At 65.0% G+C, this 25,038-nt stretch carries 17 protein-coding genes and 1 pseudogene; 15 read left to right on the top strand and 3 right to left on the bottom strand.

The window, feature by feature from the left end; genetic code table 11:
- Positions 1-102: 102 nt before the first annotated feature.
- From P6U23_RS33150 to P6U23_RS33140, 3 genes and pseudogenes are all read right to left on the bottom strand, one after another.
- Positions 103-1,866: an MOSC domain-containing protein gene (locus tag P6U23_RS33150; RefSeq protein ID WP_407176539.1), complete on the bottom strand. Its 1,764-nt coding sequence runs from the start codon at positions 1,864-1,866 to the stop codon at positions 103-105.
- A 108-nt stretch (positions 1,867-1,974) separates the two neighbouring features.
- On the bottom strand, positions 1,975-3,786 hold the full coding sequence (locus P6U23_RS33145) for an FAD-dependent oxidoreductase (RefSeq protein ID WP_407176538.1): 1,812 nt from the start codon (positions 3,784-3,786) through the stop codon (positions 1,975-1,977).
- Positions 3,787-4,026: 240 nt separating this feature from the next.
- Positions 4,027-4,886, bottom strand: a pseudogene (locus P6U23_RS33140) (N-acetylmuramoyl-L-alanine amidase).
- A gap of 497 nt (positions 4,887-5,383) precedes the next feature.
- Here P6U23_RS33140 and rsmH point away from each other — a divergent pair.
- The 15 genes from rsmH (at position 5,384) to ftsZ (ending at position 24,980) form a co-directional block, all read left to right on the top strand.
- Positions 5,384-6,379, top strand: coding sequence for a 16S rRNA (cytosine(1402)-N(4))-methyltransferase RsmH (rsmH, locus tag P6U23_RS33135; protein WP_407176537.1), 996 nt, complete (start codon positions 5,384-5,386; stop codon positions 6,377-6,379).
- A gap of 4 nt (positions 6,380-6,383) precedes the next feature.
- Positions 6,384-6,776: a hypothetical protein gene (locus P6U23_RS33130; protein WP_407176536.1), complete on the top strand. Its 393-nt coding sequence runs from the start codon at positions 6,384-6,386 to the stop codon at positions 6,774-6,776.
- Positions 6,773-8,518, top strand: coding sequence for a peptidoglycan D,D-transpeptidase FtsI family protein (locus P6U23_RS33125; protein ID WP_407176535.1), 1,746 nt, complete (start codon positions 6,773-6,775; stop codon positions 8,516-8,518). The genes P6U23_RS33130 and P6U23_RS33125 overlap by 4 nt, the downstream gene beginning before the upstream one ends.
- A gap of 79 nt (positions 8,519-8,597) precedes the next feature.
- Positions 8,598-10,058 (top strand): UDP-N-acetylmuramoyl-L-alanyl-D-glutamate--2,6-diaminopimelate ligase, encoded by a 1,461-nt coding sequence (locus tag P6U23_RS33120; RefSeq protein WP_407176534.1) that lies wholly within the window; start codon positions 8,598-8,600, stop codon positions 10,056-10,058.
- Positions 10,055-11,494, top strand: a complete 1,440-nt coding sequence (locus P6U23_RS33115) for a UDP-N-acetylmuramoylalanyl-D-glutamyl-2,6-diaminopimelate--D-alanyl-D-alanine ligase (RefSeq protein WP_407176533.1) — start codon at positions 10,055-10,057, stop codon at positions 11,492-11,494. The genes P6U23_RS33120 and P6U23_RS33115 overlap by 4 nt, the downstream gene beginning before the upstream one ends.
- Positions 11,495-11,504: 10 nt before the next feature.
- Positions 11,505-12,614, top strand: coding sequence for a phospho-N-acetylmuramoyl-pentapeptide-transferase (gene mraY / locus P6U23_RS33110; protein ID WP_407176532.1), 1,110 nt, complete (start codon positions 11,505-11,507; stop codon positions 12,612-12,614).
- Between the two features lie 192 nt (positions 12,615-12,806).
- The gene (murD, locus tag P6U23_RS33105) at positions 12,807-14,207 is read left to right on the top strand and encodes a UDP-N-acetylmuramoyl-L-alanine--D-glutamate ligase (RefSeq protein WP_407176531.1); all 1,401 of its coding nucleotides are present in this window, start codon (positions 12,807-12,809) and stop codon (positions 14,205-14,207) included.
- A 197-nt stretch (positions 14,208-14,404) separates the two neighbouring features.
- Entirely contained in the window at positions 14,405-15,559 is a 1,155-nt protein-coding gene (gene ftsW, locus P6U23_RS33100; RefSeq protein ID WP_407181668.1) for a putative lipid II flippase FtsW, read from the top strand.
- Between the two features lie 179 nt (positions 15,560-15,738).
- A complete protein-coding gene (gene murG / locus P6U23_RS33095) occupies positions 15,739-16,839 on the top strand; it encodes an undecaprenyldiphospho-muramoylpentapeptide beta-N-acetylglucosaminyltransferase (RefSeq protein WP_407176530.1) in 1,101 nt (366 codons plus the stop codon).
- Between the two features lie 212 nt (positions 16,840-17,051).
- On the top strand, positions 17,052-18,455 hold the full coding sequence (gene murC / locus P6U23_RS33090; RefSeq protein ID WP_407176529.1) for a UDP-N-acetylmuramate--L-alanine ligase: 1,404 nt from the start codon (positions 17,052-17,054) through the stop codon (positions 18,453-18,455).
- Between the two features lie 5 nt (positions 18,456-18,460).
- Positions 18,461-19,381, top strand: coding sequence for a UDP-N-acetylmuramate dehydrogenase (gene murB / locus P6U23_RS33085; RefSeq protein WP_407181667.1), 921 nt, complete (start codon positions 18,461-18,463; stop codon positions 19,379-19,381).
- Between the two features lie 76 nt (positions 19,382-19,457).
- Positions 19,458-20,456: a D-alanine--D-alanine ligase gene (locus P6U23_RS33080; RefSeq protein ID WP_407176528.1), complete on the top strand. Its 999-nt coding sequence runs from the start codon at positions 19,458-19,460 to the stop codon at positions 20,454-20,456.
- A 313-nt stretch (positions 20,457-20,769) separates the two neighbouring features.
- Positions 20,770-21,780: a cell division protein FtsQ/DivIB gene (locus P6U23_RS33075; protein ID WP_407176527.1), complete on the top strand. Its 1,011-nt coding sequence runs from the start codon at positions 20,770-20,772 to the stop codon at positions 21,778-21,780.
- On the top strand, positions 21,777-23,099 hold the full coding sequence (gene ftsA / locus P6U23_RS33070) for a cell division protein FtsA (RefSeq protein WP_407176526.1): 1,323 nt from the start codon (positions 21,777-21,779) through the stop codon (positions 23,097-23,099). Before P6U23_RS33075 ends, ftsA begins: the two co-directional genes overlap by 4 nt.
- Before the next feature lie 87 nt (positions 23,100-23,186).
- Entirely contained in the window at positions 23,187-24,980 is a 1,794-nt protein-coding gene (gene ftsZ / locus P6U23_RS33065; RefSeq protein WP_407176525.1) for a cell division protein FtsZ, read from the top strand.
- Positions 24,981-25,038: the final 58 nt, after the last annotated feature.

The raw sequence follows: 25,038 nt of genomic DNA, 5'->3' as shown, positions 1-25,038 counted from the left end.
CTATGGGAGATTGCAGCGCTCCAGCCTTTGGTGGCAGGCGCACACGCTCCCGAAACTGAGTCGTGACCGGCCCTAAGTCAGAGATCGAATCCTGGTCGCGATTCACAGATCGATGACGACGTCCCGAACCGGTTGCGAGCAGCAAACGAGAACGTTGCCGTCGGCGGGTTGCTCCAGTGGCTGCGGTTCATAGGCGACCGCGCCCGAAACCAAACCGCTTTCACAGTTGTGACAAACGCCGGTTCGGCACGACCAACGGACCGGAACGTCGCATGCCTCGGCCAGTTCCAAGATGCTCTGGTAGGCCGACGGCTTCCAGTGCGCGGCGATGCCGCTTCGTGCGAACGATACCAATGGGCCGGTGTCGGCGTCGTCCGCAGGCAGATGTGGGGATCGCGTCGCTGCGCCGACGACGCCAGGGGTCATCGACTCGCTGCCATTGAAGATCTCGACGTGAATCCGCTCCGGCGCCACGTTCATGGCTGCGAGCGCCTGCTTCATGTCCCCCATGAAGCGAACAGGTCCGCAGAGATAGACGTCCGCTTCCGTCGGGATGCCGACTTCGTCGAAGACCGATCGCGACAGGTGACCGATGGCGTCGAAATCTTCGCCTTTTCTGTCGCGCGGGCCCGGCCTGCTGTAGCAAACGTAGCTGCGGCCGTGGGCGAGCGCGGGCATGAGGCGACGGACTTCGGTGGCAAATGGATGATGCTGCCGGTCGCGAGCGGCGTGCAGCCACAAGACCCGTCGTGTCGATTGGGCCTCCGCCAGGGCGTGCAGCATCGCCAGAACGGGCGTCGCTCCGATTCCCGCGCTGAGCAGCACCACCGGCCGCTCGGCAGATTGCAGGATGAAGCTTCCGCGCGGCGAGCTGACGTCGAGAACATCGCCCAGGCAGACATGCTCGCGCAGGTAAGTTCCGGCAGCCCCATTCGGCTCGATCTTCACGCTGATCCGGTAGTACTCCGTCGAGAGGGGCCCTGACAGCGAGTAGCTGCGGAACAGTGGCGGACCGCCGCCCGTCCGTGCAAGACGCAAGACGACGTATTGCCCGGGTAGAGCCGGTGGCAGCGGTTGACCGTCGGGATGCCGCATCGAGAGGGAGATGACATCCGCGGACTCCTGATCGATCGACGCCACCGCGAGCGGCTGAAATCCGGCAGCGGCGGGATGCGCGGCTGCAGCCGGCGCCAGCCCCGCGTTGCCGCTTCCCTGGGCGGTCGTTTGGCTCTGCAGCAACGCCTCAAAGGACGCGCGCCATCCGGGCGAAAGCGCCTCGATCCGCAAGGCGCGCTGCAATCCGTCGCGCGGATGATTGGGCGAATAGAGAAGCGCGTTGACCTCTGCGACGGTCATTCGCTCGTTCGCCTCTCCTAGCTTCACGATTTCGTCGCCGGCGCCGACCTCGCCCTCCTGCAGCACGCGGAAATAGAACCCCGGCCGTCCGCTGGATGTCAGCAATGCCGGCATCCGCGGCTCATTCATCCGAATGCCAACGCGATAGCAGGTCACGCGAGGTTGAGTGATCTCGAAGACTGCGCTGCCGATTTGATAACGATCGCCGATGCAAACCGTCTCATCGGGCAATCCTTCGATCGTGAGGTTCTCGCCGAACTGTCCGTGGACGAAGTCGGTCCGCTTGAGCTGCTCCTGCCAGTAGCGATACGACTCGATCTGGTAGACGAAGACGGCGCGCTGCTCACCGCCATGACCGGCCAGGTCGCCTTGACCATCTCCCTCCAGATTCAAGCGGCCGACCCGTCGGCGCCCACGCACCGGATTTTTCCAGATTCCGGTGTGTACGGTTCGACCCTTCCACTCGATATCGCGCGGAAGTCCGACATTCACCGATAGTAGTCGAGCCATGTTCCCCTCCGCTTTTGATGGGGGACTGCAAGTCTTCCCAACCGCTCGCAGCCGTTGCGGATCCACCATCCGGTGCCCGCTCGTGGATGACTTCGGCGGGCATCGAGGTTACGTCCGTAGCCGCGTGAACCCGTCGGCGCTCCATTCATCGCTGCCGATGCCGTGATGGGTGAAGAAGAGCCCGTCCGGGTCGTAGCGCTTCTTGATCGCAGCCAGGCGATCGAAATTTGGCCCCCAGTAACTTGTCTTCCAATTCGGATCAAAGAAATCGGCTTCGGAGAGATAGGCACCCGCACCGGGCGCGACCGTCACGAGCGACTCGAACGCGCGGCTGATGGCCTGCGCGTCGGCGCGCGCACGCGGCAAGTCCGGCTCATGATCAGGGATGCCTGGAAATGCGGGCGGCCCGTGACCGGCTATAATGACAAGCGCGAACGCCTCGAGCACAGCCGGGTTCATTGCGGTATCGCGCGCCGCGTCGATTTCCTCTGCTGCCGCTCCAGCCAGTCCCTTGTTGAAGTGAAAGGCCACCGGCCAGTGGCGCGATGCGGCGAAGACCGCGTCCGTCAGCTTTTGCCGCTCGCTCTCCTGAAGCAGCGATGCCGGCAGCCATGCCGATTTGTAGCCGTGAATGAAAAACCCGACCTGTCCGCTGTCTCCAACATAGAAGATGTTTCCGGGCGGCGCGGCGGGCCGATCGTCCTGCACGATCAGGCCGGGGACTTTGCGCAGATAATCGGCGTCCCAGAAGTGCTGCGCCGGCGCCGCGAAAAAGGCGAGCGGCCTCTCGATCGAGATGTCCTTCGTCGACGACAGCGCCGAGGTAAAGGGCGCCCACACGCTCTCGGCCTCGGCTTGCCCAAGCCCCTGGAACACCATGGCGACATGCACGGTGTTGTCCTTACCGAAGGCGATCTGCTCGCCCCAATGCGGATTGAACAGTCTATCCGCATAGAAGGAGAGAGTTTTATCGATCAGGTCGCGAAACGCCGTGTCGGAGGCGGCCTTGATTGTACCGAACGCTGCACCGAAGGTGATCGGAAGCTCGCGCGTGCGCAATGTGAGCCTGGTGAGGACGCCAAACGCGCCACCGCCACCGCCCTTGATGGCCCAGAACAAGTCGGGGTGGTTGCAAGCGTTCACGGTGAGGACAGCGCCATCTGCCGTGACGATTTCCGCCTGCAAGAGACCGGCCGCGCCGAGCCCGTACCTCTTGGAGAAGCTGCCAAAGCCGCCGCCGTGAATGAACCCTGCAACACCCACAGTCGTGCAGCCGCCGCCCTGCACATAGCGTCCGCCCCGCGTCGTGACCGCGTCGTAGACGGCGAGCCAGCGCGCCCCGGCCTCGACGGTGACTGCGGGTTGCGGAGCGTGTGTGGCGTCGCAACCATCCGGAACGAAGGCATCGTGGAGCCTTATTCCGCTCATCTCGCGCGTCCAGATCAGAAGCGAATCCGGCGCATCGGACGTGCCCTGATAGCTGTGACCGCCACCCTTGATGACGAGGCGCAGATTGTTCTCCCGCGCGAAGTTGACCGCCGCGACCACATCCGCTGTCGATTGCGCTTTGACGGCGTAGGCGCTCGGTGTGGAATTCCAGGCATCCACCCAGCCCGAAGTTTCGGTAAGGGCCGGATTCTCGCTGATGAAATAGGGGTTGCGCATCTCCTTGAAGTCAGCCTGGCAAGCGGCGCCCTCGGGCGCGGCGCGGCACGAGGCAAGAGGGTCGTCGAGCTTGACGAGCCGGCCGCCCACCGTATTGAAAAGACTATTCCAGCGCGCCTGCGACGGCCACGCGGGATCCCCCGGACGGACCCTGGCAAACGGCATTGCCCCGCGGGCGATCACCGATGGTGCCGCGCCGCCAAGTGAAGCGAGGCCGCTCACAGCCGCCGCCTTTAGGAAAGTGCGTCTATCCATTGGCGAGCCCTCGTCTGAGATGTCGAAATCGTCAGAGAGACCTGATGCTTTTGATCCGCGCGCTCGGACGCTGGCGTCTCTTGCGCTGATCGACGCTCACACAGCTCGATGGGTGCAGCGGGCCCTGGCCTGCAACGACACGCACCGGTGGAGGCATTTTTCGGAATAGAAGTTGCTGTAATTGAGGCGAGGAAAACGGCCGGCGAAAGGGGACCGTTACGTCCGATTTGCGTCGAGGCGTTATCCCGCCGTCGTCACGGCCGCCGCCGGCAATGTCGAAAGCAGCGCGTGCAGCGTGATCAGCGTCGAGTGATCGGCAATGCCGTCGATGCGCGCGGGGCGGAAGTGGCGCTGGAAGGCGGTCACCACGTCCATGGTCGCCGCGTCATATTTGCCGGTGACCGGCACGCCATAACCGTATTTGGCGAGCGCCATCTGCATGTTCTGCACGTCCTCGCTGATGGTGCCGAGCATCAGCGCTTCGCCGCGCACGATCGGCGCCGGCTGCACCCAGTGGCCGACGCCGGAATTGGCGAGGGAATGCCAGGGGAATTTTTCGCCGGGGTCCTTCTTGCGCGAAGGCGCAACATCGGAATGGCCGAGCACGCGCTGCGGCGGCACCTTGCGGCGAAGCATGATGCCGCGGCAGAGCGCAATGACGGCGGCGGTCTGGCGCAGCGGAAAATCCGGATAACCCCAATCATGCCCGCCGTTGACGATCTCGATCCCGATCGAGCAGGAATTGATGTCTTCTTCGCCCGCCCAGGACGAGACGCCGGCATGCCAGGCGCGCTTGGCTTCCGGAACGCATTGCAGGATGCGGCCATCCTCCAGCACGATGTAATGCGAGGAGACATCGCTGCCCGCCGTGCAGAGCCGCGCGACCGCGCCTTCGGCGTCGGGCATGCCCGTATAGTGCAGCAGGATCATGTCGGGCTCGCGCCCCTGGCTTCGCTCGCCGTAATTCGGCGAGGCGATCACGTCGGAGGCGATCGAGGTATCAGGGGTAAAGGTCTTCATGCTCGCGACGGCCTTCGGAATCGGAAGGCACGAGGGCGCTTCGAATCGGATTCGTCGGATGTGAACGGACCAGGCGGCATCTGGCAATTCAAAACAGGCAGGACAACGGCGTCCGGCCTTGCTCCGGGGGATAAAGACTTAAACTGTTCCTTTACTATAGCGACTATAGCGGCGGCGCGATCACTCCGGTCAAGCGGCCCTCGCATTTTCTCCGGGGAAGGCTTAACGAGCCTTTCGGAGGTGGAACTCGGTCAGGCTTGGGCGCTTTCGGGATTTGTCACCGTCCCATCAACCCTTTCTTAAGTCTATCTGCCGTTACTAAGTGGTGAAGAGCCGAACCGGTTGTGGGGGACGGCCAGCCCTCTTTCACGCTCGAAATCCGATGTCAGCCCAGCCAATTCCATGCGGAAAACCGGGTTTGCGAGACGGGATGCGTGGGGTGAGCAACGGCGCGGAGCGGCGGCGCGTTCTGGAACTTCGGGGCAAGCGCAAGGACAAGCGCGAGGATTTGAGGCGCCATGGGCCGGCGACCATCCAGTTACTGTTGGCGGCGCCAGCTTTCGCGAGGCAAAGGGACATGAGTGCTGACTTATCGCGCCATGTCCCGGTGCTCGGCCGCGAGGCGGTGGAACTGCTGCAGCCCCGCACGGGCGGCATTTATGTGGACGGCACTTTCGGTGCCGGCGGCTACAGCCGGGCGATCCTCAAGACGCCCGGCACGCGCGTGATCGCGATCGACCGCGACCGCAGCGCGGTTGCCGGCGGATTCGCGCTCCTCGAGCAGTTCGAGGGCAGGCTGACGCTGGTTGAGGACCGTTTCTCGCATCTGGCCGAGGTCTGCGCCGGGCAGGGCGTTGCAAGCGTTGACGGCGTGGTGATGGATGTCGGCGTCTCCTCCATGCAGCTCGATGAGGCCGAGCGAGGCTTCTCCTTCCGCCTGGAGGGGCCGCTCGACATGCGGATGAGCGATCGCGGTCCGAGCGCCGCGGATGTGGTCGCGCGCGCGAGCGAAGCGCAGCTCGCCGACATCATCTATCTGTTCGGCGAGGAGCGCCATTCGCGCAAGCTTGCCCGCGCCATCGTCGCCGCGCGCAAGGAGGCGCCGATCACCACCACACGCGCGCTTGCCGATATCGTCGCGCGCAACGTCCGCTCAAAGCCGGGCGAGATTCACCCGGCGACGCGGACCTTCCAGGCGCTGCGCATCTTCGTCAACGAAGAGCTCGAGGAGTTGCAGCTTGCGCTGGAGGCGGCCGAGCGCGTGCTGAGCGGGGGCGGCCGCCTGGTGGTCGTCTCCTTTCATTCGCTGGAAGACCGCATCGTCAAGAACTTTCTCAACGAGCGCAGCAAGGCCGGCGGCGGCTCGCGCCACCTGCCGGAGGTGGCGCATGCCGCGCCGAGCTTTCGGCTCATCACGCGCCGGCCGCTGACCCCGAACGAGACAGAGCTCGCCGCCAATCCGCGCGCGCGCAGTGCAAAGCTCCGCGCCGCCGAGCGCACCGCGGCATCAGCGCATCCGCCCCATCCCTTGCCGTCCTGGCCGCGACTGGCCGATGTGATGCGGGGAGGCTAGCGCGATGCGGATCCTCCACCTGCTCGTGATCGGCTTTTTGGTGTTTGCCGCGGCCTATGTCTATCGGATCAAGATGGATTCGACCGCGCGCACCGAGCGCGTGCTGAAGCTGCATGCCGAAATCCGCGAGCAGCGCGATGCGATTGCGGCGCTGCGCTCCGAATGGGCCAAGCTCGACGCGCCGCAGCGCCTGCAAGGGCTCGCCGAGCGGCACTTGCCGCTGAAGCCGATCAACGCCCGCCAGTATGACGATCTCAAAAACCTTCCCGAGCGGCCGCCGACCCTGGTGAAGCCGGGTGACCCCGATCCGATCGGATCGATGATCACGACCATCGATGCGGCGCTCGATGCAGCCAATGTCACCGGTTCGGTGCCGCAGCCGGAGAAGAAGCAATGACGGATGTGGCGCAGGCCAAGACCAAGCCGGAACCATGGCGACAGCGGCTGATCCGCAGCCTGCTTTACGGGCGCAATGTCGATCGCGCCGCCAAGGCGCGGGCTCGCGTCGGCTTTGCCATTCTCGCCTTCGCGGCGGCCTATGCCGTGATCGGCGGGCGCCTCGTGATGTTCGCGATCGGAGCGGACGCGCATGGCGCGCGCCAGGGCGGCTCGCGCGACGCGATTGCGACCGCGCGCCCCGATATCATCGACCGCAATGGCGAGATTCTCGCGACCGACGTCAAGGCGCCGAGTCTCTATGGCGAGCCGCGCCGCATCATCGACAAGGACGAGGCGATTGAACTCTTGACGGCCACGCTGCCCGATCTCGATACCGCCGAGGTGCGCGACCGCCTTTCATCGAAGAAGGGATTCGTCTGGCTCAAGCGCGAAATCACGCCGCAGCAGCAGCAGGACATTCATCGCCTCGGCATTCCCGGCATCGGCTTTTTGCGTGAGAACAAGCGCGTCTATCCCACCGGCAACGAGGTCGCGCACCTGATCGGCCTCGTCAACATCGACAACCAGGGTATCGCCGGCATGGAGAAGTGGCTCGACAATAACGGGCTTGCCGATTTGCACCGCGCCGGCTTTGCAACGGACCGGCTGCAGCGCCCGATCGAGTTGTCAGTGGATCTGCGCGTCGAGCACGCGCTGCGCGACGAGCTTCTGAAGGCGAAGGAGAAGTTTCACGCCAAGGCGGCCTCTGGTCTCGTCACCAATGTCAGGACCGGCGAGGTCGTCGCGATGGTCTCGGTGCCGGATTTCGATCCCAACAATCCGAAGGAAGCGCACGACCCCGACCGCATCAATCGCCTGACCACCGGCGTCTATGAGATGGGCTCGACCTTCAAGGCCTTCACGCTGGCGATGGCGCTGGATACCGGCAAATACGACCTCAACTCGATGTGGGATGCGCGCGGGCCGCTGCACTATGGCAAGTTCGCAATCCATGACGACGAGCCGAAGGGCCGGTTCCTCAGCATGAAGGAGGTGTTCACCTTCTCCTCCAACGTTGGCGCGGCGCGCATTGCGCTGTCACAGGGCGTCGAGGCGCACAAGGCGTTCCTGCGCAAGATGGGGCAGCTCGAGCGGCTGCGCACCGAATTGCCGGAGAGTGCCGCTCCGATCGTGCCGAGGCATTGGGGCGACCTGAACACGATCACCATCGCGTTCGGGCACGGCATGGCGGTGGCGCCGCTGCAGGCGGTGATGGGAGTGAGTGCGCTGGTCAACGGCGGCTATCTGATTCCACCGACCTTCCTAAAGCGCAGCGAGGAAGAAGCCATGGCGCTGGCCAAGCGCGTGATCAAGCCCGAAACCTCCGAAAAGATGCGGTTCCTGATGCGGCTCAATGCCGAGGTCGGCACGGCGCGCAAGGCCGACGTCAAGGGCTACTATATCGGCGGCAAGACCGGCACCGCGGAAAAGGTCATCAACGGGCGCTACGCCAAGAAGCGCGTGCTGACCGCCTTTACGGCGATCATTCCCGCGGATAAACCCCGCTACCAGCTCCTGATCATGCTGGACGAGCCGCAGCCGCTGAAGGAAACCTACGGGTTCATCACCTCGGGCTGGAACGCGGTGCCGACCGCCGGCAACGTGATCTCCCGGATTGCGCCGCTCTTGGGCATTGAACCGCGTTTCGACCTGCCGCCGCCTGACCGCCTTATTCTTGCGGCATCAAGGACAACGCAGTAAGCACGAGGTTGCCGCCGCTCTTCTTGAGTCCTCGCGGCATCGACCGCGTTCTCACAGCCCCGGGGTGGACTGGAACATCATGAAGCTTGGCGAGCTCTTTGGCGATGACGCGCGCCTCGATACGCAGGCGCGAGCGATCCTCGTCGGCGGTCTCGCCGTGGATAGCAGGGCCGTAAAACCTGGCGACCTGTTTTTCGCGCTCGCCGGCCACAAGACCGATGGCGCGCGCTTCGTCGATGCGGCGATCGCCGCCGGCGCCGTCGCGGTCGCAGCGGAACATCCGCCGCCCAATGGCTGCCGCGTTCCCTTCATCGTCACGCCGAATGCGCGGCTCGCGCTGGCGCTGGCGGCGGCAACATTCTTCCCCCGCCAACCCGCGACCATTGCGGCGGTGACCGGCACCAGCGGCAAGACCTCGGTGGCGGCCTTTACGCGACAGATCTGGCAGCGGTTCGGCCATGTCTCCGCGAGCATCGGCACCATTGGTCTGGTGTCGGACAAACGCACCGTCTACGGCTCGCTGACGACGCCCGATCCGATCGCGCTGCACCGCCAGCTCGACGAGATCGCGCGTGACGGCGTCACCCATCTCGCTTTTGAGGCCTCGTCGCACGGGCTCGACCAATACCGGCTCGATGGGGTGCGCATCGCTGCCGGCGGTTTTACCAATCTCTCGCGCGATCACATGGATTATCATCCCGACATCGCGCATTATCTTGCCGCGAAGCTGCGTCTGTTCCGCGAGTTGATCCCGCCCGGCGGTGCCGCCGTGATCTCGGCCGACCACGACTGCTCTTCGCAAGTGCTCGATGCGGCGCGGTCGCGCGGCCTGCGTATCCTCGCTGTCGGCAGCCAAGGCGATGGTGCGGGCGAGGGCATTCGGCTGGTCGAGGCTGCGATCGACGGCTTTGCGCAAAAACTCCTGCTCGAACATCGCGGCAAGAGATATTCCGTGCACCTGCCGCTGGTCGGCCATTTCCAGATCGAGAACGCGCTGGTCGCCGCGGGCCTTACGATTGCAACCGGCAGCGAGCCAGATGCGGTATTCGCAGCGCTCGAACAGCTCCAAGGCGCCAAAGGCAGGCTCGAGCGGGTGGGCGAGCGCAACGGCGCGCCGATCTTCGTCGACTATGCGCACAAGCCCGACGCGCTGGCCAAGGCGCTGCAGGCGTTGCGTCCTTACGCCAAGCGCAAGCTGGTCGTCGTGTTCGGCGCCGGAGGCGATCGCGACGCGGGCAAGCGGCCGCTGATGGGTGCGATCGCGAGCGAGAATGCCGATAGCGTCATCGTCACCGACGACAATCCGCGCAGCGAGAACCCGGAAGCGATCCGCGCCGCGATCTTGAGCGCCGCGAAAGGCGCCAGCGAAATCGGCGACCGCGCCACCGCGATCCGGGCGGCGATCGATGCGTTGCAGCCGGGCGATGCGCTGCTGATCGCCGGCAAGGGCCATGAGATTGGGCAGATCATCGGCGACCGCGTGCTGCCGTTCAGCGATCACGAAGCGGTCGCAACCGCGTTGGCTCCGAGGGTCGCATGAACGCGGCGCCGCTATGGACCTCCAAGGAAATGGCCGAGGCCATGCATGCCGGGCGCCGCGGCGCGTTGCCCGATGCCGTGACCGGGCTTTCCATCGACAGCCGCACCATTCAGCCTCGTGAAGCCTATTTCGCGATCAAGGGCGACGTGCATGACGGCCATGATTTCGTTGAGGCGGCGCTGAGGGCCGGCGCGGCGCTGGCCGTGGTCGAGACAGCGCGGGCCGGCAAATTTGCGAGCGATGCGCCGCTGCTCGTGGTCGAGGACGTGCTTGCCGCCTTGCGCGATCTCGCGCGCGCCGCGCGGGCGCGTCTCTCCGGACGCGTCATCGCGGTCACGGGATCGGTCGGCAAGACCTCGACCAAGGAGGCGCTGCGGCACGTGCTTTCCGCGCAGGGCGCAACGCATGCTTCGGTCGCCTCCTTCAACAATCATTGGGGCGTGCCGCTGTCGCTGGCGCGCTGTCCGGCCGACACGCGCTTTGCCGTGTTCGAAATCGGCATGAATCATCCGGGCGAGATCGAGCCGTTGGTCAAGATGGTGCGGCCGCATCTTGCGATCATCACCACCGTCGAGCCGGTGCATCTGGAGTTCTTCTCGGGCCTGGAGGCAATCGCCGATGCCAAGGCCGAGATTTTTGCCGGGCTCGAGCCGGGCGGGGCGGTGGTGCTCAATCGCGACAATTCGCAGTTCGAGCGGCTCAGCCGGCGTGCGCACCAACACGATATCTCGCGCATCGTTTCCTTCGGCGCCGACGCGAACGCCGATGCGCGGCTTTTGGATCTCTCGCTGCACGCCACCTGTTCGGCCGTGCATGCCAGCATCCTCGGCCATGACGTGACCTACAAGCTCGGCATGCCCGGCCGCCACATGGCGATGAATTCGCTCGCCGTCCTTGCAGGCAGCTCCCTTGCCGGCGCGGATCTCGCGCTCGCGGCGCTGTCGCTGTCGAATCTCGTGCCGGCCGCCGGCCGCGGCGCGCGCCGCGCGCTGGAACTCGGCAATGGCGAAGCCACCCTGATCGATGAAAGCTATAACGCCAATCCAGCCTCGATGGCCGCGGCGCTGAATGTGCTGGGCCAGGCGGATGTCGGGACGCAGGGACGGCGCATCGCGGTTCTCGGCGACATGCTCGAACTCGGTCCCGCAGGACCCGAGCTGCATCGCGGCCTTGCCGATATCGTCAAAACCAATCGCGTTGACCTTGTCTATTGTTGCGGTCCCTTGATGCGTAACTTGTGGGATGCGCTTTCCCCGGCTAAACGGGGCGGCTATGCGGAGAATTCGGCGAGCCTGGAATCCCAGGTGGTTGCCGCGATCCGTGCGGGCGATGCGATCATGATCAAAGGGTCGCTCGGCTCGAAAATGAAAACTATTGTGAATGCGCTGGAGAAGCGCTTTCCCGCTAGGTCCGCGCGCGATGTCGCCGCGGGATAGGACAGAATGAATGTTCTACTGGTTGATTGAGCTGTCCAGTACGTTCCCTCCCGGTCTCGGCTGGTTGCGTACGATACTGAACGTTTTTCGCTACATCACCTTTCGCACGGGTGGCGCGGTGGTCACCGGCGCGCTGTTCGTCTTTCTGTTCGGTCCCTGGATCATCGATCACCTGCGCGTTCGTCAAGGCAAGGGCCAGCCAATCCGCGCGGACGGGCCGCAGTCGCATCTCCTAACGAAGAAAGGCACGCCCACGATGGGCGGGCTGATGATCCTCTCGGGGCTCGTAGTCGCCACCGTGTTATGGGCCAATCCGCTCAATCCCTATGTCTGGATCGTGCTTGCGGTGACGTTGGGGTTCGGCTTCGTCGGCTTCTACGATGATTACCTGAAGGTGACCAAGCAGACCTCGAGCGGGTTCGGCGGCCGCACCCGTCTGCTGCTGGAGGGGCTGATCGGGCTCGCCGCCTGCTACGCGCTGGTGCGACTCGGACGCGATCCGTCGTCGACGTCGCTTGCGATCCCCTTCTTCAAGGACGTCGTCATCAATTTCGGTTGGTTCTTCGTCCTCTTCGGCGCCTTCGTCATCGTCGGCGCCGGCAACGCGGTCAACCTCACCGATGGTCTCGACGGGCTCGCCATCGTGCCGGTGATGATCGCCTCCGCAAGCTTCGGCCTGATCGCCTATCTCGCGGGCAATGTCGTGTTTTCCGATTATCTTCAGATCAATTACGTTCCCGGCACAGGCGAGCTCGCCGTGCTATCGGGGGCGGTGCTCGGCGCCGGCCTCGGCTTTCTCTGGTTCAATGCGCCGCCGGCTTCCATTTTCATGGGCGATACCGGCTCGCTCGCGCTCGGCGGCATGCTCGGCTCGATCGCGGTCGCGGTCAAACATGAGATCGTGCTGGCGGTGATCGGCGGGCTGTTCGTGCTCGAAGCGGTCTCCGTGATCGTGCAGGTCGCCTCCTTCAAGCTGACCGGAAAGCGCATCTTCAAGATGGCGCCGATCCATCATCATTTCGAGCAATTGGGCTGGACCGAGCCGCAGATCGTGATCCGGTTCTGGATCATCGCCGTGATGCTGGCGCTGGCCGGACTCTCCACGCTGAAGCTGCGGTGATGTTTTCCTCTCCACGCGATCGTCATTCCGGGGCGATGCGCCAGCATCGAACCCGGAATCTCGCTCCACAATCTCGGGATTCCGGGTTCGCTCGCATCCAAGTCGGCTGGTGCCGACTTGGACAAGTCAAATTGCCGAACTCGGGTAGGCCCGAGTTCGGGGCGAGCGCCCCGGAATGACGGTGGTCCAACCATGATTCCAGTCACGTCCTTCGCCGGCAAGAAAGTCGCGGTGTTCGGTCTCGGCGGCTCGGGCCTTGCGAGCGCTCGCGCGTTGCAGGCGGGCGGCGCCGATGTCGTCGCGGGCGATGATGGCGCGGACAGGCTTGCCGAGGCGGCGCAGGCCGGGATCGCGACCGCGGATCTGCGCACGATTTCCTGGCGCGATGTCTCAGCGCTGGTGCTCACCCCGGGCGCGCCGCTGACGCATCCCGCGCCGCATTGGAGCGTGCTGCTGGCGCGCGAAGCCGGCGTCGAGGTGATCGGGGACGTCGAGTTGTTCTGCCGCGAACGGGCCCGCCATGCGCCGGACGCGCCCTTCGTGGCCATCACCGGCACCAACGGCAAATCGACGACGACCGCGCTGATCGCGCATCTGATGCGCTTTTCCGGCTACGACACCCAGATGGGCGGCAATATCGGCACCGCGATCCTGTCGTTGGAGCCGCCGCGCAAGGGGCGCGTGCATGTGATCGAGATGTCGTCCTACCAGATCGATCTCACGCCCTCGCTCGATCCGACCGTCGGCATCCTGATCAATTTGAGCGAAGACCATATCGATCGCCACGGCACGATGGCGCATTACGCCGAGGTGAAGGAGCGTCTGGTCGCCGGCGTGCAGGCTGAGGGCACCGCGATCGTCGGCGTCGACGACGATTTCAGCCGTGCCATCGCGGATCGCCTGGACAGGGCCGGAAAACGCGTGGTGCGCATCTCGGTCAAGCGTCCGCTGCCCGACGGCATCTATGTCGAGCATGAGACGATATTGCGCGCCGCCAGGGGAGCGCGGAGCAAGGTCGCGCAGATCGGCGGCATCGGTTCGCTGCGCGGCTTGCACAACGCGCAGAATGCCGCTTGCGCTGCAGCCTGCGCGCTTGCGTTGGAGCTGGACCAGGAGACTCTCCAAGATGGTCTGCGCAGCTTTCCAGGGCTGGCGCATCGCATGGAGCAGGTCGGCCGCCGCGGCAATGTGCTGTTCGTCAACGACTCCAAGGGCACCAATGCGGATGCCACGGCGCACGCGCTGTCGTCCTTCGCCGATATCTTCTGGATCGCGGGCGGCCGGGCGAAGCAGGGCGGCATCACCGGCCTCACCGGCTATTTTCCGCGTATCCGCAAGGCCTATCTGATCGGGGAAGCCGCAAACGAATTTGCGGCGACGCTCTCCGATCGCGTGGCGCACGAGATCAGCGAAACGCTGGACACGGCTGTCGATCACGCCGCGCGCGACGCGGAGGCATCCGGCCTCAAAGATCCGGTGGTGCTGCTGTCCCCTGCGTGCGCCTCCTTCGACCAATACCGCAATTTCGAAATCCGGGGCGCCAGGTTCCGCGATCTCGTCAACGCGCTGCCCGGCGTGAAGCCGGTCGTGTGACGAGCTTCGCTGTCGTCATGGCCGGGCTTGTCCCGGCCATCCACGAAAGCCACAGCAAGAAGGACGTGGATGCCCGGGACAAGCCCGGGCATGACGGGTGGAGAAGGCAGTGCCACACTAAAACATACCGAATCCGTTAACTCTTCAGAAACCAACATGGGCCACCAATGGACGCTTCCGTGGCCATAGGTCCGCCGATGCTCTCCCGCGAAGAACGCAATCCTCTTTCCCAATGGTGGTGGACGGTCGACCGGCCGCTGTTAGGGGCGATCATCGCGCTGATGCTGAGCGGCGTCATTCTGTCGCTGGCGGCGAGCCCGCCGGTGGCGACCCGCATCGGGCTCGATGCTTTCCATTTCTTCAACCACCATGTCTTCTTCCTGCTGCCGTCCTTCATCGTGCTGATCGGCGTCTCCTTCATGTCGCCGCGGCAGATCCGCCGCAGTGCGCTGATCGTGTTCGCGATCAGCATCGCGCTGATCGTGGTGACGCTGCTGATCGGCCCCGAGGTGAAGGGCTCGCGGCGGTGGATCACGCTGCTGGGCGTCAACATCCAGGCCTCGGAAGCCGCCAAGCCCGCCTTTGTCGTGATCGCCGCCTGGCTGTTCGCCGAATCGACCAAGCGGCCGGAAATGCCGGCGACCTCGATGGCGCTGGTGCTGCTGCTGACTCTGGTGGCGCTGCTCGTGATGGAACCCGATTTCGGTCAGACCATGCTGATCCTGATGGTGTGGGGTTCGCTGTTCTTCATCGCGGGCATGCGTATGATCTGGGTGCTGGGCCTTGCCGGTGCGGCCGGCGCCGGCCTGTTCGGCGCCTATCTCCTGGTGCCGCACGTCGCAGGCCGCATCCAGCGCTTCATGAATCCGGCCTCCGGCGATACGTTCCAGGTCGATACTGCGATGGAGGCCTTTTCCAATGGCGGTTGGCTCGGGCTTGGGCCGGGCGAGGGCATTGCCAAGCGCAACCTGCCTGACAGCCACACCGATTTCGTGTTTGCGGTCGCGGCGGAAGAGTTCGGGATCGTGCTTTGCCTGGCGCTGCTGGCGCTGTTTGCTTTCGTCGTGATCCGCGCGCTGTCGCGCGCCTACCGCAACGAAGATATGTTCTCCCGCTTTGCGGCCTCAGGGCTCGCCATCCTGTTCGGGGTGCAGGCAGCGATCAATATGTCGGTCAATCTGCAGCTCATCCCGGCCAAGGGCATGACGCTGCCATTCATTTCCTATGGCGGCTCCTCGATGGTATCGCTGGCCTATGGGGTCGGAATGATGCTGGCGCTGACGCGGCTGCGCCCGCAGAGCGAGATTCAATCGCCGGTCGGCGAGCCCGGAGCGGCGCGCGGATTCGCTTAAGTGGATCTTCCGTCGTTCCGGGGCGCCTCGTCGAGGCGAACCCGGAATCTCGAGATTCTCGGATGTGCAGTTGCACATCGGAGTTCGATGCTGACGGACCGCCCCGGAACGACGTGCTTTGATTTGTGCGTCCCTTAGCTTCTCGCAATGCCAGCGCGTTAGCTATAGAAGGTGCCCTCATGGAAACTGCGCCTTTGATTTTGTTGGCTGCGGGCGGCACCGGCGGACATTTGTTTCCCGCCGAGGCGCTCGCCGTGGAACTGATGAAACGCGACTTGCGCGTTCGCCTCGTCACCGATTCCCGCGCGGTGCGTTACAGCGGCTTGTTCTCCAAGGACATGATCGATGTCGTGCCGAGCGAAACCATGCGCGGCCGCTCGCCCTGGCAACTCGCCCGCACCGGCATCACGCTCGCTCTCGGCACCGCGATGGCATTGAACCTGGTGCGAAAGCTCAAACCCGCCGCGGTGGTCGGCTTCGGCGGTTATCCGACCGTGCCGCCGCTGGTCGCGGCGCGGCTGTTGCGGATCCCGAGCGTCATCCACGATTCCAACGCGGTGCTTGGCCGCGCCAACCGCTTTCTGTCGCGCCATGTCAATGCGGTCGCGACCTCGCTGCCGGGCGTGCTCGACCGCGATCCGGCGCTCGGCCAGAAAACCACCACTGTCGGCACGCCGATGCGGCCCGCGATCCTCGCGGCGGCCGCGATTGCGTACAACCCGCCCGATGCGTCCGGCCCGTTCCGCCTTCTGGTGGTTGGCGGCAGCCAGGGCGCACGGGTGATGAGCGATGTCGTGCCCGGCGCGATCGAGCGGCTCGAGCCATCCTTGTGGAATCGCCTGATTCTCACCCAGCAGGTGCGCGAGGAGGACATGGCGCGCGTTCGCGCCGTCTATGATCGGCTCAAGATCCATGCCGAGCTGGCGCCGTTCTTCACCGACCTGCCGGCGCGGCTTGCATCGAATCACCTGGTGGTGTCGCGCTCCGGTGCGGGCACCGTCGCAGAGCTTGCGGCGATCGGCCGGCCTTCGATTCTGGTGCCGCTGCCGGGTTCGATCGACCAGGATCAATTTGCCAATGCCGGCGTGCTGGCGAATGCGGGTGGCGGCTTGCGGATCGCGCAATCGGGGTTCACATCGGATCGCCTCGCGTCCGAAATCTCTGCTCTCGCGGCCGAGCCGGCGCGCCTTGACGCGATGGCAAAAGCCGCGCGCGGAGCGGGCCGGCTCGATGCAGCCGAGCGACTGGCCGATCTGGTCCTAAAAGTGGCCGGTATTTGACGTCGGTCTTTCCGGAGCGCGCGAATCCGAAAATCTCAACATTTCGGGTTCGCTGGCGCCGCGAGCGCCGCGGAATGACCGAAAAAACGACGTATTTCGACGTTCTGGCGTCATGGCCGGGCTTGTCCCGGCCATCCACGTCTTGCATGAAGGGCTAAGATTCGTGGATGCCCGGGACGAGCCGGGGCATGACGGAGAGAACGAGGCGCCACATGAGACTGCCGCGCGAGATCGGACCCATCCACTTCGTCGGGATCGGCGGGATCGGCATGAGCGGCATTGCCGAGGTGCTGTGCAATCTCGGCTATCGCGTGCAGGGTTCTGACGCGTCCGAGAACGCCAATGTCGCGCGGCTGCGCGAGAAGGGCGTCAAGGTTTCGATCGGCCATAAGGCCGAGCATGTCGACGGCGCCGATGTCGTCGTGGTGTCGACCGCGATCAAGCGCGACAATCCGGAATTGATGGCGGCGCGCGCCCAGCGCATTCCCGTGGTGCGCCGCGCCGAGATGCTTGCCGAGTTGATGCGGCTGAAAAGCTGCGTCGCGATCGCCGGGACCCATGGCAAGACCACCACGACCTCGATGGTTGCAACCTTGCTCGACGCCGGCGGACTCGATCCCACTGTCATCAACGGCGGCATCATCAACGCCTATGGCACCAACGCGCGGCTCGGGGCCGGCGACTGGATGGTGGTCGAGGCCGACGAGAGCGACGGCACCTTCCTCAAGCTGCCGGCCGATGTCGCCATCGTCACCAATGTCGATCCTGAACATCTCGACCACTTCAAGACCTTCGAGGCGGTGCAGGACGCGTTCCGGAATTTCGTGGAGAACGTGCCCTTCTACGGCTTCGCTGTGATGTGTCTCGATCATCCGGTCGTGCAGACGCTCGTCGGCAAGATCGAGGATCGCCGCATCATCACCTATGGCGAAAACCCGCAGGCCGATGCGCGGCTGGTCGACCTCACCGCCGGCGGCGGCGGTTCGACGTTCAAGGTCGTCTTCCGCAACCGCAAGACCGGCGCGACCCATGAGATCGCCGACATCGTGCTGCCGATGCCGGGCCGGCACAACGCCTCGAACGCGACGGCGGCGATTGCGGTCGCCCATGAGCTCGGCATTTCCGACGATGCGATCCGCAAGGCCATCGCGTCCTTCGGCGGCGTGAAGCGGCGTTTCACCAAAACGGGCGAATGGAACGGCGTCACCATCATCGACGACTACGGTCATCACCCCGTGGAGATCGCCGCGGTGCTCAAAGCCGCGCGGGACTCCTACAACGGCAAGGTCATAGCCGTGGTGCAGCCGCACCGCTTTACCCGCCTGCAGTCGCTGTTCGAGGAGTTTTGCACCTGCTTCAATGATGCGGACGCCGTGATCGTTGCCGAGGTCTATCCGGCCGGCGAGGCGCCGATCGAAGGCATTGACCGCGATCACTTTGTTCTCGGCCTGCGCGCGCACGGCCATCGGGATGTGATCTCCTTGCAAAGGCCGGCGGATCTCGCCGGCATCGTCAAGGGCCTCGCCAGCCCCGGTGATCTCGTCGTCTGTCTCGGCGCCGGCAACATCACGCAATGGGCCTACGCGTTGCCCAATGAATTGAAGGCGCAGGGATGATGGCGTTGGGCTTTCCCGACATCACGCCGGAGCTGAAAGCAGCGATGCCGCACTTGCGCGGGCGGTTGCTTGCTAACGAAAGGCTCGCGCCGTTCACCTGGTTTCGCGTCGGCGGTCCGGCGCAGGTGCTGTTCACGCCGGCGGATCAAGACGATCTTGCCTATTTTCTGAAGAATCTCCCGCGCGAGCTTCCGGTCTATGTCGTCGGCGTCGGCTCCAATCTGATCGTGCGCGACGGTGGCATTTCGGGCATCGTCATCCGTCTCAGCCCGCGCGCCTTCGGCGAGGTCAGGGTGGAAGGTGATGATGTCGTGGCGGGCACCGCCGCGCTGGACAAACGCGTGGCGGAAGCCGCGGCATCGGCCGATATCGGCGGGCTGGAGTTCTATTTCGGCATTCCCGGCAGCATCGGCGGCGCGCTGCGCATGAACGCCGGCGCCAATGGCGCTGAGACCAAGGATGTTCTGATTGAGGCGACCGGCATCGATCGGCGAGGCGAGCGGCATAGCTTCTCCAACGCCGAGATGAAATTCGTCTACCGCAGCAGCGGCGTCGATCCCTCGATCATTTTCACCGCCGCCCGTTTTCGTGGGCTGCGCACGACGCCGGAAGCGATTCGCGCCCGCATGCACGAGGTGCAAAGCCATCGCGAGACGGCGCAGCCGATTCGCGAAAAGACCGGCGGCTCGACCTTCAAGAATCCGCCGGGCCACAGCGCCTGGAAGCTGATCGACGCCGCCGGCTGCCGCGGCTTGCGCCTCGGCGGCGCCCAGGTGTCGGAGCTGCATTGCAATTTCCTGATCAACACCGGCGAGGCCAGTGGCCATGACATCGAAACGCTGGGCGAGACCGTGCGCGCGCGTGTCAAGGAATCATCCGGAATTGAGCTACAGTGGGAAATCAAACGCGTCGGGATTGCGCAATAGTTATCGCCGGCGCGGAGGTTAGCAGATTAGCTGCCGTCACGAGCGCCCCGGAATGACAAGTAAACGGATCTGAACGATGCGCATCACCATCCTGTTCGGCGGCACCAACAAGGAACGCCTGGTGTCGGTCGCCTCGGCCCAGGCGCTGCATTCCGCGCTTCCAGAGGCCGATCTCTGGTTCTGGGACGTCGACGACAGCGTGCATGAAACCAGGGCCGCGACACTGCTCGCGCACGCGCGCCCGTTCGAGGATCCGTTCAAGCCCGATGCCCGCCGCATCGGCAGCACCATCGAGGCCGCGCTCGACTATGCGAAAGCCGATGCCCGCTTGCTGGTGCTGGGACTGCATGGGGGCAGGGCCGAGAACGGCGAGTTGCAGGCGATGTGCGAAATGCGCGGCATCCCGTTCACCGGCTCGGGCTCGGCGTCCTCGCATCTCGCCTTCGACAAGATCGCGGCCAAGCGTTTTGCGGCGATCGGCGGCGCGAATTGCGCGCCCGGCATCGCACTCGCGGACATCGAGCCTGCGTTCGCCCAATACGGCAAGCTGATCGCCAAGCCTGTGCGTGACGGCTCGAGCTATGGCCTGATCTTCGTCAATTCCGGACAGGACATCGTGGCGGTCCGCAACGCCGCCAGGCACGAAGAATATGTCATTGAACCCTTCATCGCGGGGACGGAAGCCACCTGCGGCGTGCTGGAGCAGGAAGACGGCTCGGTGATCGCACTGCCGCCGATCGAGATCATCCCGGCCGATGGCGGTTTCGGCTTCGACTACCGGGCAAAATATCTGGCCAAGGCGACCCAGGAGATCTGCCCGGGACGTTTTGCCCCCGATGTCAGCGCGCAAATCATGGATCAGGCGCTGCGCGCCCACCGGGCGCTGTCCTGCCGCGGCTATTCGCGTTCCGATTTCATCGTCTCGGAGCGGGGCACGGTGTTCTTGGAGACCAATACCCTGCCGGGCCTGACCAAGGCCTCGCTCTATCCCAAGGCGCTGAAGGCGCAAGGAATCGATTTCGTCGACTTCCTGCGCCAGCAAATTACGCTGGCCGAACGGCGTACCCCAACCTAGGGGGCCCTCCAAAGGGGTCGGCAGACCCTGTTTGGGAACCCTATGGGTAAAATCTTTAATATTTTGGGGCAAACATCTCACAGAACTGCGTAAAAAGCGTCCCGTCCCCATTCGTTTTACCTTTTGTTTACCAGGAAGCCCGAAGGTTAACGCTGGCGGCGCATATGGCGCTTGGCTGCCGGGCGTGAGCTGTCGCGGTATTCCGCTTCGACCACCGCACGAGGGGAAAAAGGGCCTCTTCTGCCTTCAACACCCAGCCCGGCCGAGCCGAGACGTCATCTGTGCTGGACACATTATTTGACGAGCTCGTGCAATGGATGGTGCCGGACGCCTCGCCCGATCTGGGAGATCGCTGGGGCCCCAAGCTGATCTGAAAGCGGCCGCAATCGGCGCGCTGATCTTGCTGCGCGAGCGCCTCTTCGTTCGTCGCGTCGGCCCCGTCAAATCGCTGGTCAAGCCGATCGTTAAACCTGTGATCGAACGTGAGCCGCCGCCGCGCATCGTCGCCTGGATCGAGCGCCACGTGCCGCGCCGCGCCGGGCTGGCCGCCACCGTCATGCTCCTGCTCGGCAGTCTCTGGCTCGGCATCGTCAAGGGCGGCCACGCCGAGGAGTTCAACGCGGCGCTGTCCGATGCCCGCAACGCGCTTGCCAATTCGGCGGGCTTCCGAATCACCTCGGTCGTCATCAACGGCCGCAGGCAATTGACCCAGGACGAGGTGCTCGGCATCGGCGGCGTCAACGGCCGTTCCTCGCTGCTGTTCCTGGACGCCGCCGCGGTGCGCGACCGCCTGAAAGCCAATCCGTGGATCGCGGATGCGACCGTGCTGAAGCTTTATCCCGGCCAGCTCCAGATCGACCTCGTCGAGCGTACCGCCTTCGCCCTCTGGCAAGAGGACGGCCGGCTCGCCGTCATCGCCGAGGACGGCGCCGTCCTCGAACCCTATGTCTCGCGCCGCTTCCTCACCTTGCCGCTGGTGGTCGGCAAGGGAGCCGAAACCCATGCGCGGGATTTCCTGGCGCTGCTCGCGCGCTACCCGCAGGTGCATGATGTGACCAAGGCCGCGATCTACGTCGGGGAACGGCGCTGGAATCTGCGGCTCAAGGACGGGCTCGACATTCGCCTGCCGGAGCACGACGTCGGCAATGCGCTGGCCGAATTGAGCCGGCTCGACAAAGAGGAAAAGCTGTTCTCCCGCGACATCGTCGCGGTCGACATGCGCCTGCCGGACCGGCTCGTCGTGCAATTGTCCGACGATGCGGCGAAGGCGCGCGACAAGCTGTACGACGACAAGAAGACCAAGAAGAAGGCCGGTGACGCATGACCGGTCTTGATCGCGCCCAGACCCCGAAGACCCGTCCGATGCCGCACAAGCGCACGGCGCTGGTCGCTTCGCTCGATATCGGCACCAGCAAGATCGCCTGCATGATCGCGCGGCTGAGGCCCTGTCCGCCGAGCGATGCGCTGCGCGGGCGGACGCATGTGGCCGAGCTGATCGGCTACAGCCAGATCCAGTCGCGCGGCGTTAAGGCCGGTGCAGTGGTCGATCTCAACGAATGCGAGCAGGCGGTGCGCCAGGCGGTGTCGCTCGCCGAACGCATGGCCAAGGTGCGCGTCGAATCCGTGCTGCTCTCGGTCTCCGGCGGCCGCCTGCAGGGCCACATGATCGAAGCCGCCACCGATATCCGCGGCGGCACCGTGACGGCCGCGGATGTGGCGCGGCTCACCTCGACCGGCATGCGCCACGCCACCGGCGTCGGCCGCACCGTCCTGCACGCGCTGCCCACCAGCTACGCGCTCGACGGCGTCAAGGGCGTTCGCGATCCCAAGGGCATGGTGGCGCGCCAGTTCGGCGTCGAGATGAATGTCGTGACGGCGGACGCGACCGTGGCGCACAACCTGATGCTGGTGGTGGAGCGCTGCCATCTCAACGTCGAGGCGATGGCGGCGAGTCCCTATGTGGCGGGCCTGTCGGTCCTGACCGACGACGAAGCCGATCTCGGCGCCGCCGTGGTCGAGATGGGCGCCGGCACGACGACGATCGCGATCTATTCCGGCGGCCGCTTCGTTCATGCCTCGGGCTTTGCCGTCGGCGGCCGTCACATCACGATGGATCTTGCACGCGGCCTCTCGGCGTGCATTGCGGATGCCGAGCGAATCAAGACGTTATATGGCACCGTGCTGACCGGCGGGTCCGATGCGCGGGAGCTGATGTCCGTGCCGACGGCCGGCGACCAAGAGCGGGACGTTCCGCAGATCGTGTCCCGCGCCACGATCGGAAGCATTATCCGTCATCGTGCCGAGGAGATTTTTGAGATGGTCCGGGACCGGCTTGCGGATTCTCCTTTTGCGGCGGAGCCGAAGGCGCGCGTTGTCTTGAGCGGCGGAGCGGCGCAGCTCACCGGCGTCGTCGAGCTTGCCACCCAGATCCTCAACCGCCCGGTGCGGCTCGGCCGGCCGCTCGGCTTCGGCCGCCTGCCGAGCGAGGCGAAGAACGCATCTTTCGCGGTGCCCACCGGGCTCCTGGTCTATCCGCAATACGCTCACCTTGAACATGTCGAACCGCGGCATACGCGGCAGCTCAGGACAGGGACGGACGGTTACTTCGGAAAGGTCGGACGATGGCTTCGCGAGGGCTTCTGATGGCTTCGTTCCGTCCCTCATCCATTCCACCAACTCCCGCGGCCGCCGGCCGGGGTGAACCCACGCGCGCGTGATCGAGAGGCAACCATGGCACTCAATATTACTCCCCCTGACATCCACGAGTTGAAGCCGCGGATTACCGTATTCGGCGTCGGTGGAGCGGGCGGCAATGCCGTCAACAACATGATCACGGCCGGCCTCATGGGAGTCGACTTCGTCGTCGCCAACACCGACGCGCAGGCGCTCACGATGTCGAAGGCGCAGCGCATCATCCAGATGGGCACCCAGGTGACCCAGGGCCTGGGGGCGGGGTCGCAGCCGGACGTGGGGGCTGCCGCCGCGCAAGAGGTAATCGATGAGATCCGCGACCATCTCTCCGGCGCCAACATGGTGTTCGTCACCGCCGGCATGGGCGGCGGTACCGGCACCGGCGCCGCTCCCGTGATTGCCAAGACCGCGCGCGAAATGGGCATCCTCACGGTGGGCGTGGTGACGAAGCCTTTCCACTTCGAAGGCGGGCGTCGCATGCGCACCGCGGAATCCGGCATCTCCGAACTGCACAAGGTGGTGGACACGCTGCTGATCATCCCGAACCAGAACCTGTTCCGGGTCGCCAACGAGAAGACCACCTTTGCCGACGCCTTTGCCATGGCGGACCAGGTGCTCTACTCGGGCGTGGCCTGCATCACCGACCTGATGGTGAAGGAAGGCTTGATCAACCTCGACTTCGCCGACGTCCGCGCCGTGATGCGCGAAATGGGCAAGGCGATGATGGGCACCGGCGAAGCCTCCGGCGAGAAGCGGGCGCTCACGGCCGCGGAAGCCGCGATCGCCAATCCGCTGATCGACGATTCCTCGATGAAGGGCGCCAAGGGCCTTCTGATCTCGATCACCGGCGGCAAGGATCTGACCCTGTTCGAGGTCGACGAGGCCGCTACGCGAATTCGCGAGGAGGTCGATCAGGATGCCAACATCATCGTCGGCGCCACCTTCGACGAGGCGCTCGACGGCCTGATTCGGGTCTCGGTGGTTGCGACCGGCATCGAGCAGTCGCAGATCGCGCACCGCATCGCAGGTCCCTCGGCGCCAGCCGCCGCGCCTGCCACCAATGCCTCGCCGGAAAACCGGCTCGCCGACCTCACGGCGCGTCTGCGTGCGGACAATCAGCGGCTTGCCGAACGCGCGGCCAAGCTCGAAGCCCAGGTGCCTGCGACGGCACATGGTGTCCACCCGCCGCGTGGCGCCGGCAATGTCGAACGCGCCGCATTGGCCGCGATCGCCGCGGCGGTCGCCCCGGAAGCCCCGATGGCGGCCCCGACCGCGCCGGTGCAGCCGGCCTCCTATGGCGATGTCACGGTCCGTCCGATCGCTCCGAAGCCTTCGCTATTCCCCGAGCCCGAAGTGGCGCGGGCCGAGGCCAGCGAGCCGATGACGCCGGAAACCTTCATTCCGCAGGCGGCGGAGAAGGCGCCCCCGCGCGCGCCGCGGATGCCGAAATTCGAGGAACTGCCAATGCCGGCCCAGGCCGAGATTCGGCAGGCCCGTGGCGAGGCCGAGGAAGAGCATCCGCAGAAGAGCCGGCTCTCCTTGTTACAGCGCCTCGCCAATGTCGGCCTCGGCCGTCGTGACGAGGACAGCGAGCCGCCGGTCGCCGCCCGCGCCGCAGGGCCCGCCATGCCGGCGATGCCGCCGCTGCCGGAGCGCAAGCCCCAGCGCAGCGTGCAACAGCAAATCGCGGCGAACGAGCCGGTATCAGAGTACGCGCGTCGGCCGACTCCACAGGGATTGGACCCGCATGGCCGTCCGGCACCTGTTGCGCCGGCGCCACAGGGAGACGATCATCTTGATATCCCCGCCTTCCTGCGCCGGCAGGCAACCTGACAATTGTTACAAGCGAACTTGTGGAAAAGGCCCTGGTGAAAGCCGCCGGGGCCTCTTC

The sequence above is a fragment of the Bradyrhizobium sp. STM 3562 genome, from assembly GCF_045571435.1.
In the GTDB taxonomy this organism is placed as follows: Bacteria; Pseudomonadota; Alphaproteobacteria; order Rhizobiales; family Xanthobacteraceae; genus Bradyrhizobium.
Note: the sequence above shows the minus strand (reverse complement) of the source record. Positions and strands in the feature narration are given on the sequence as shown.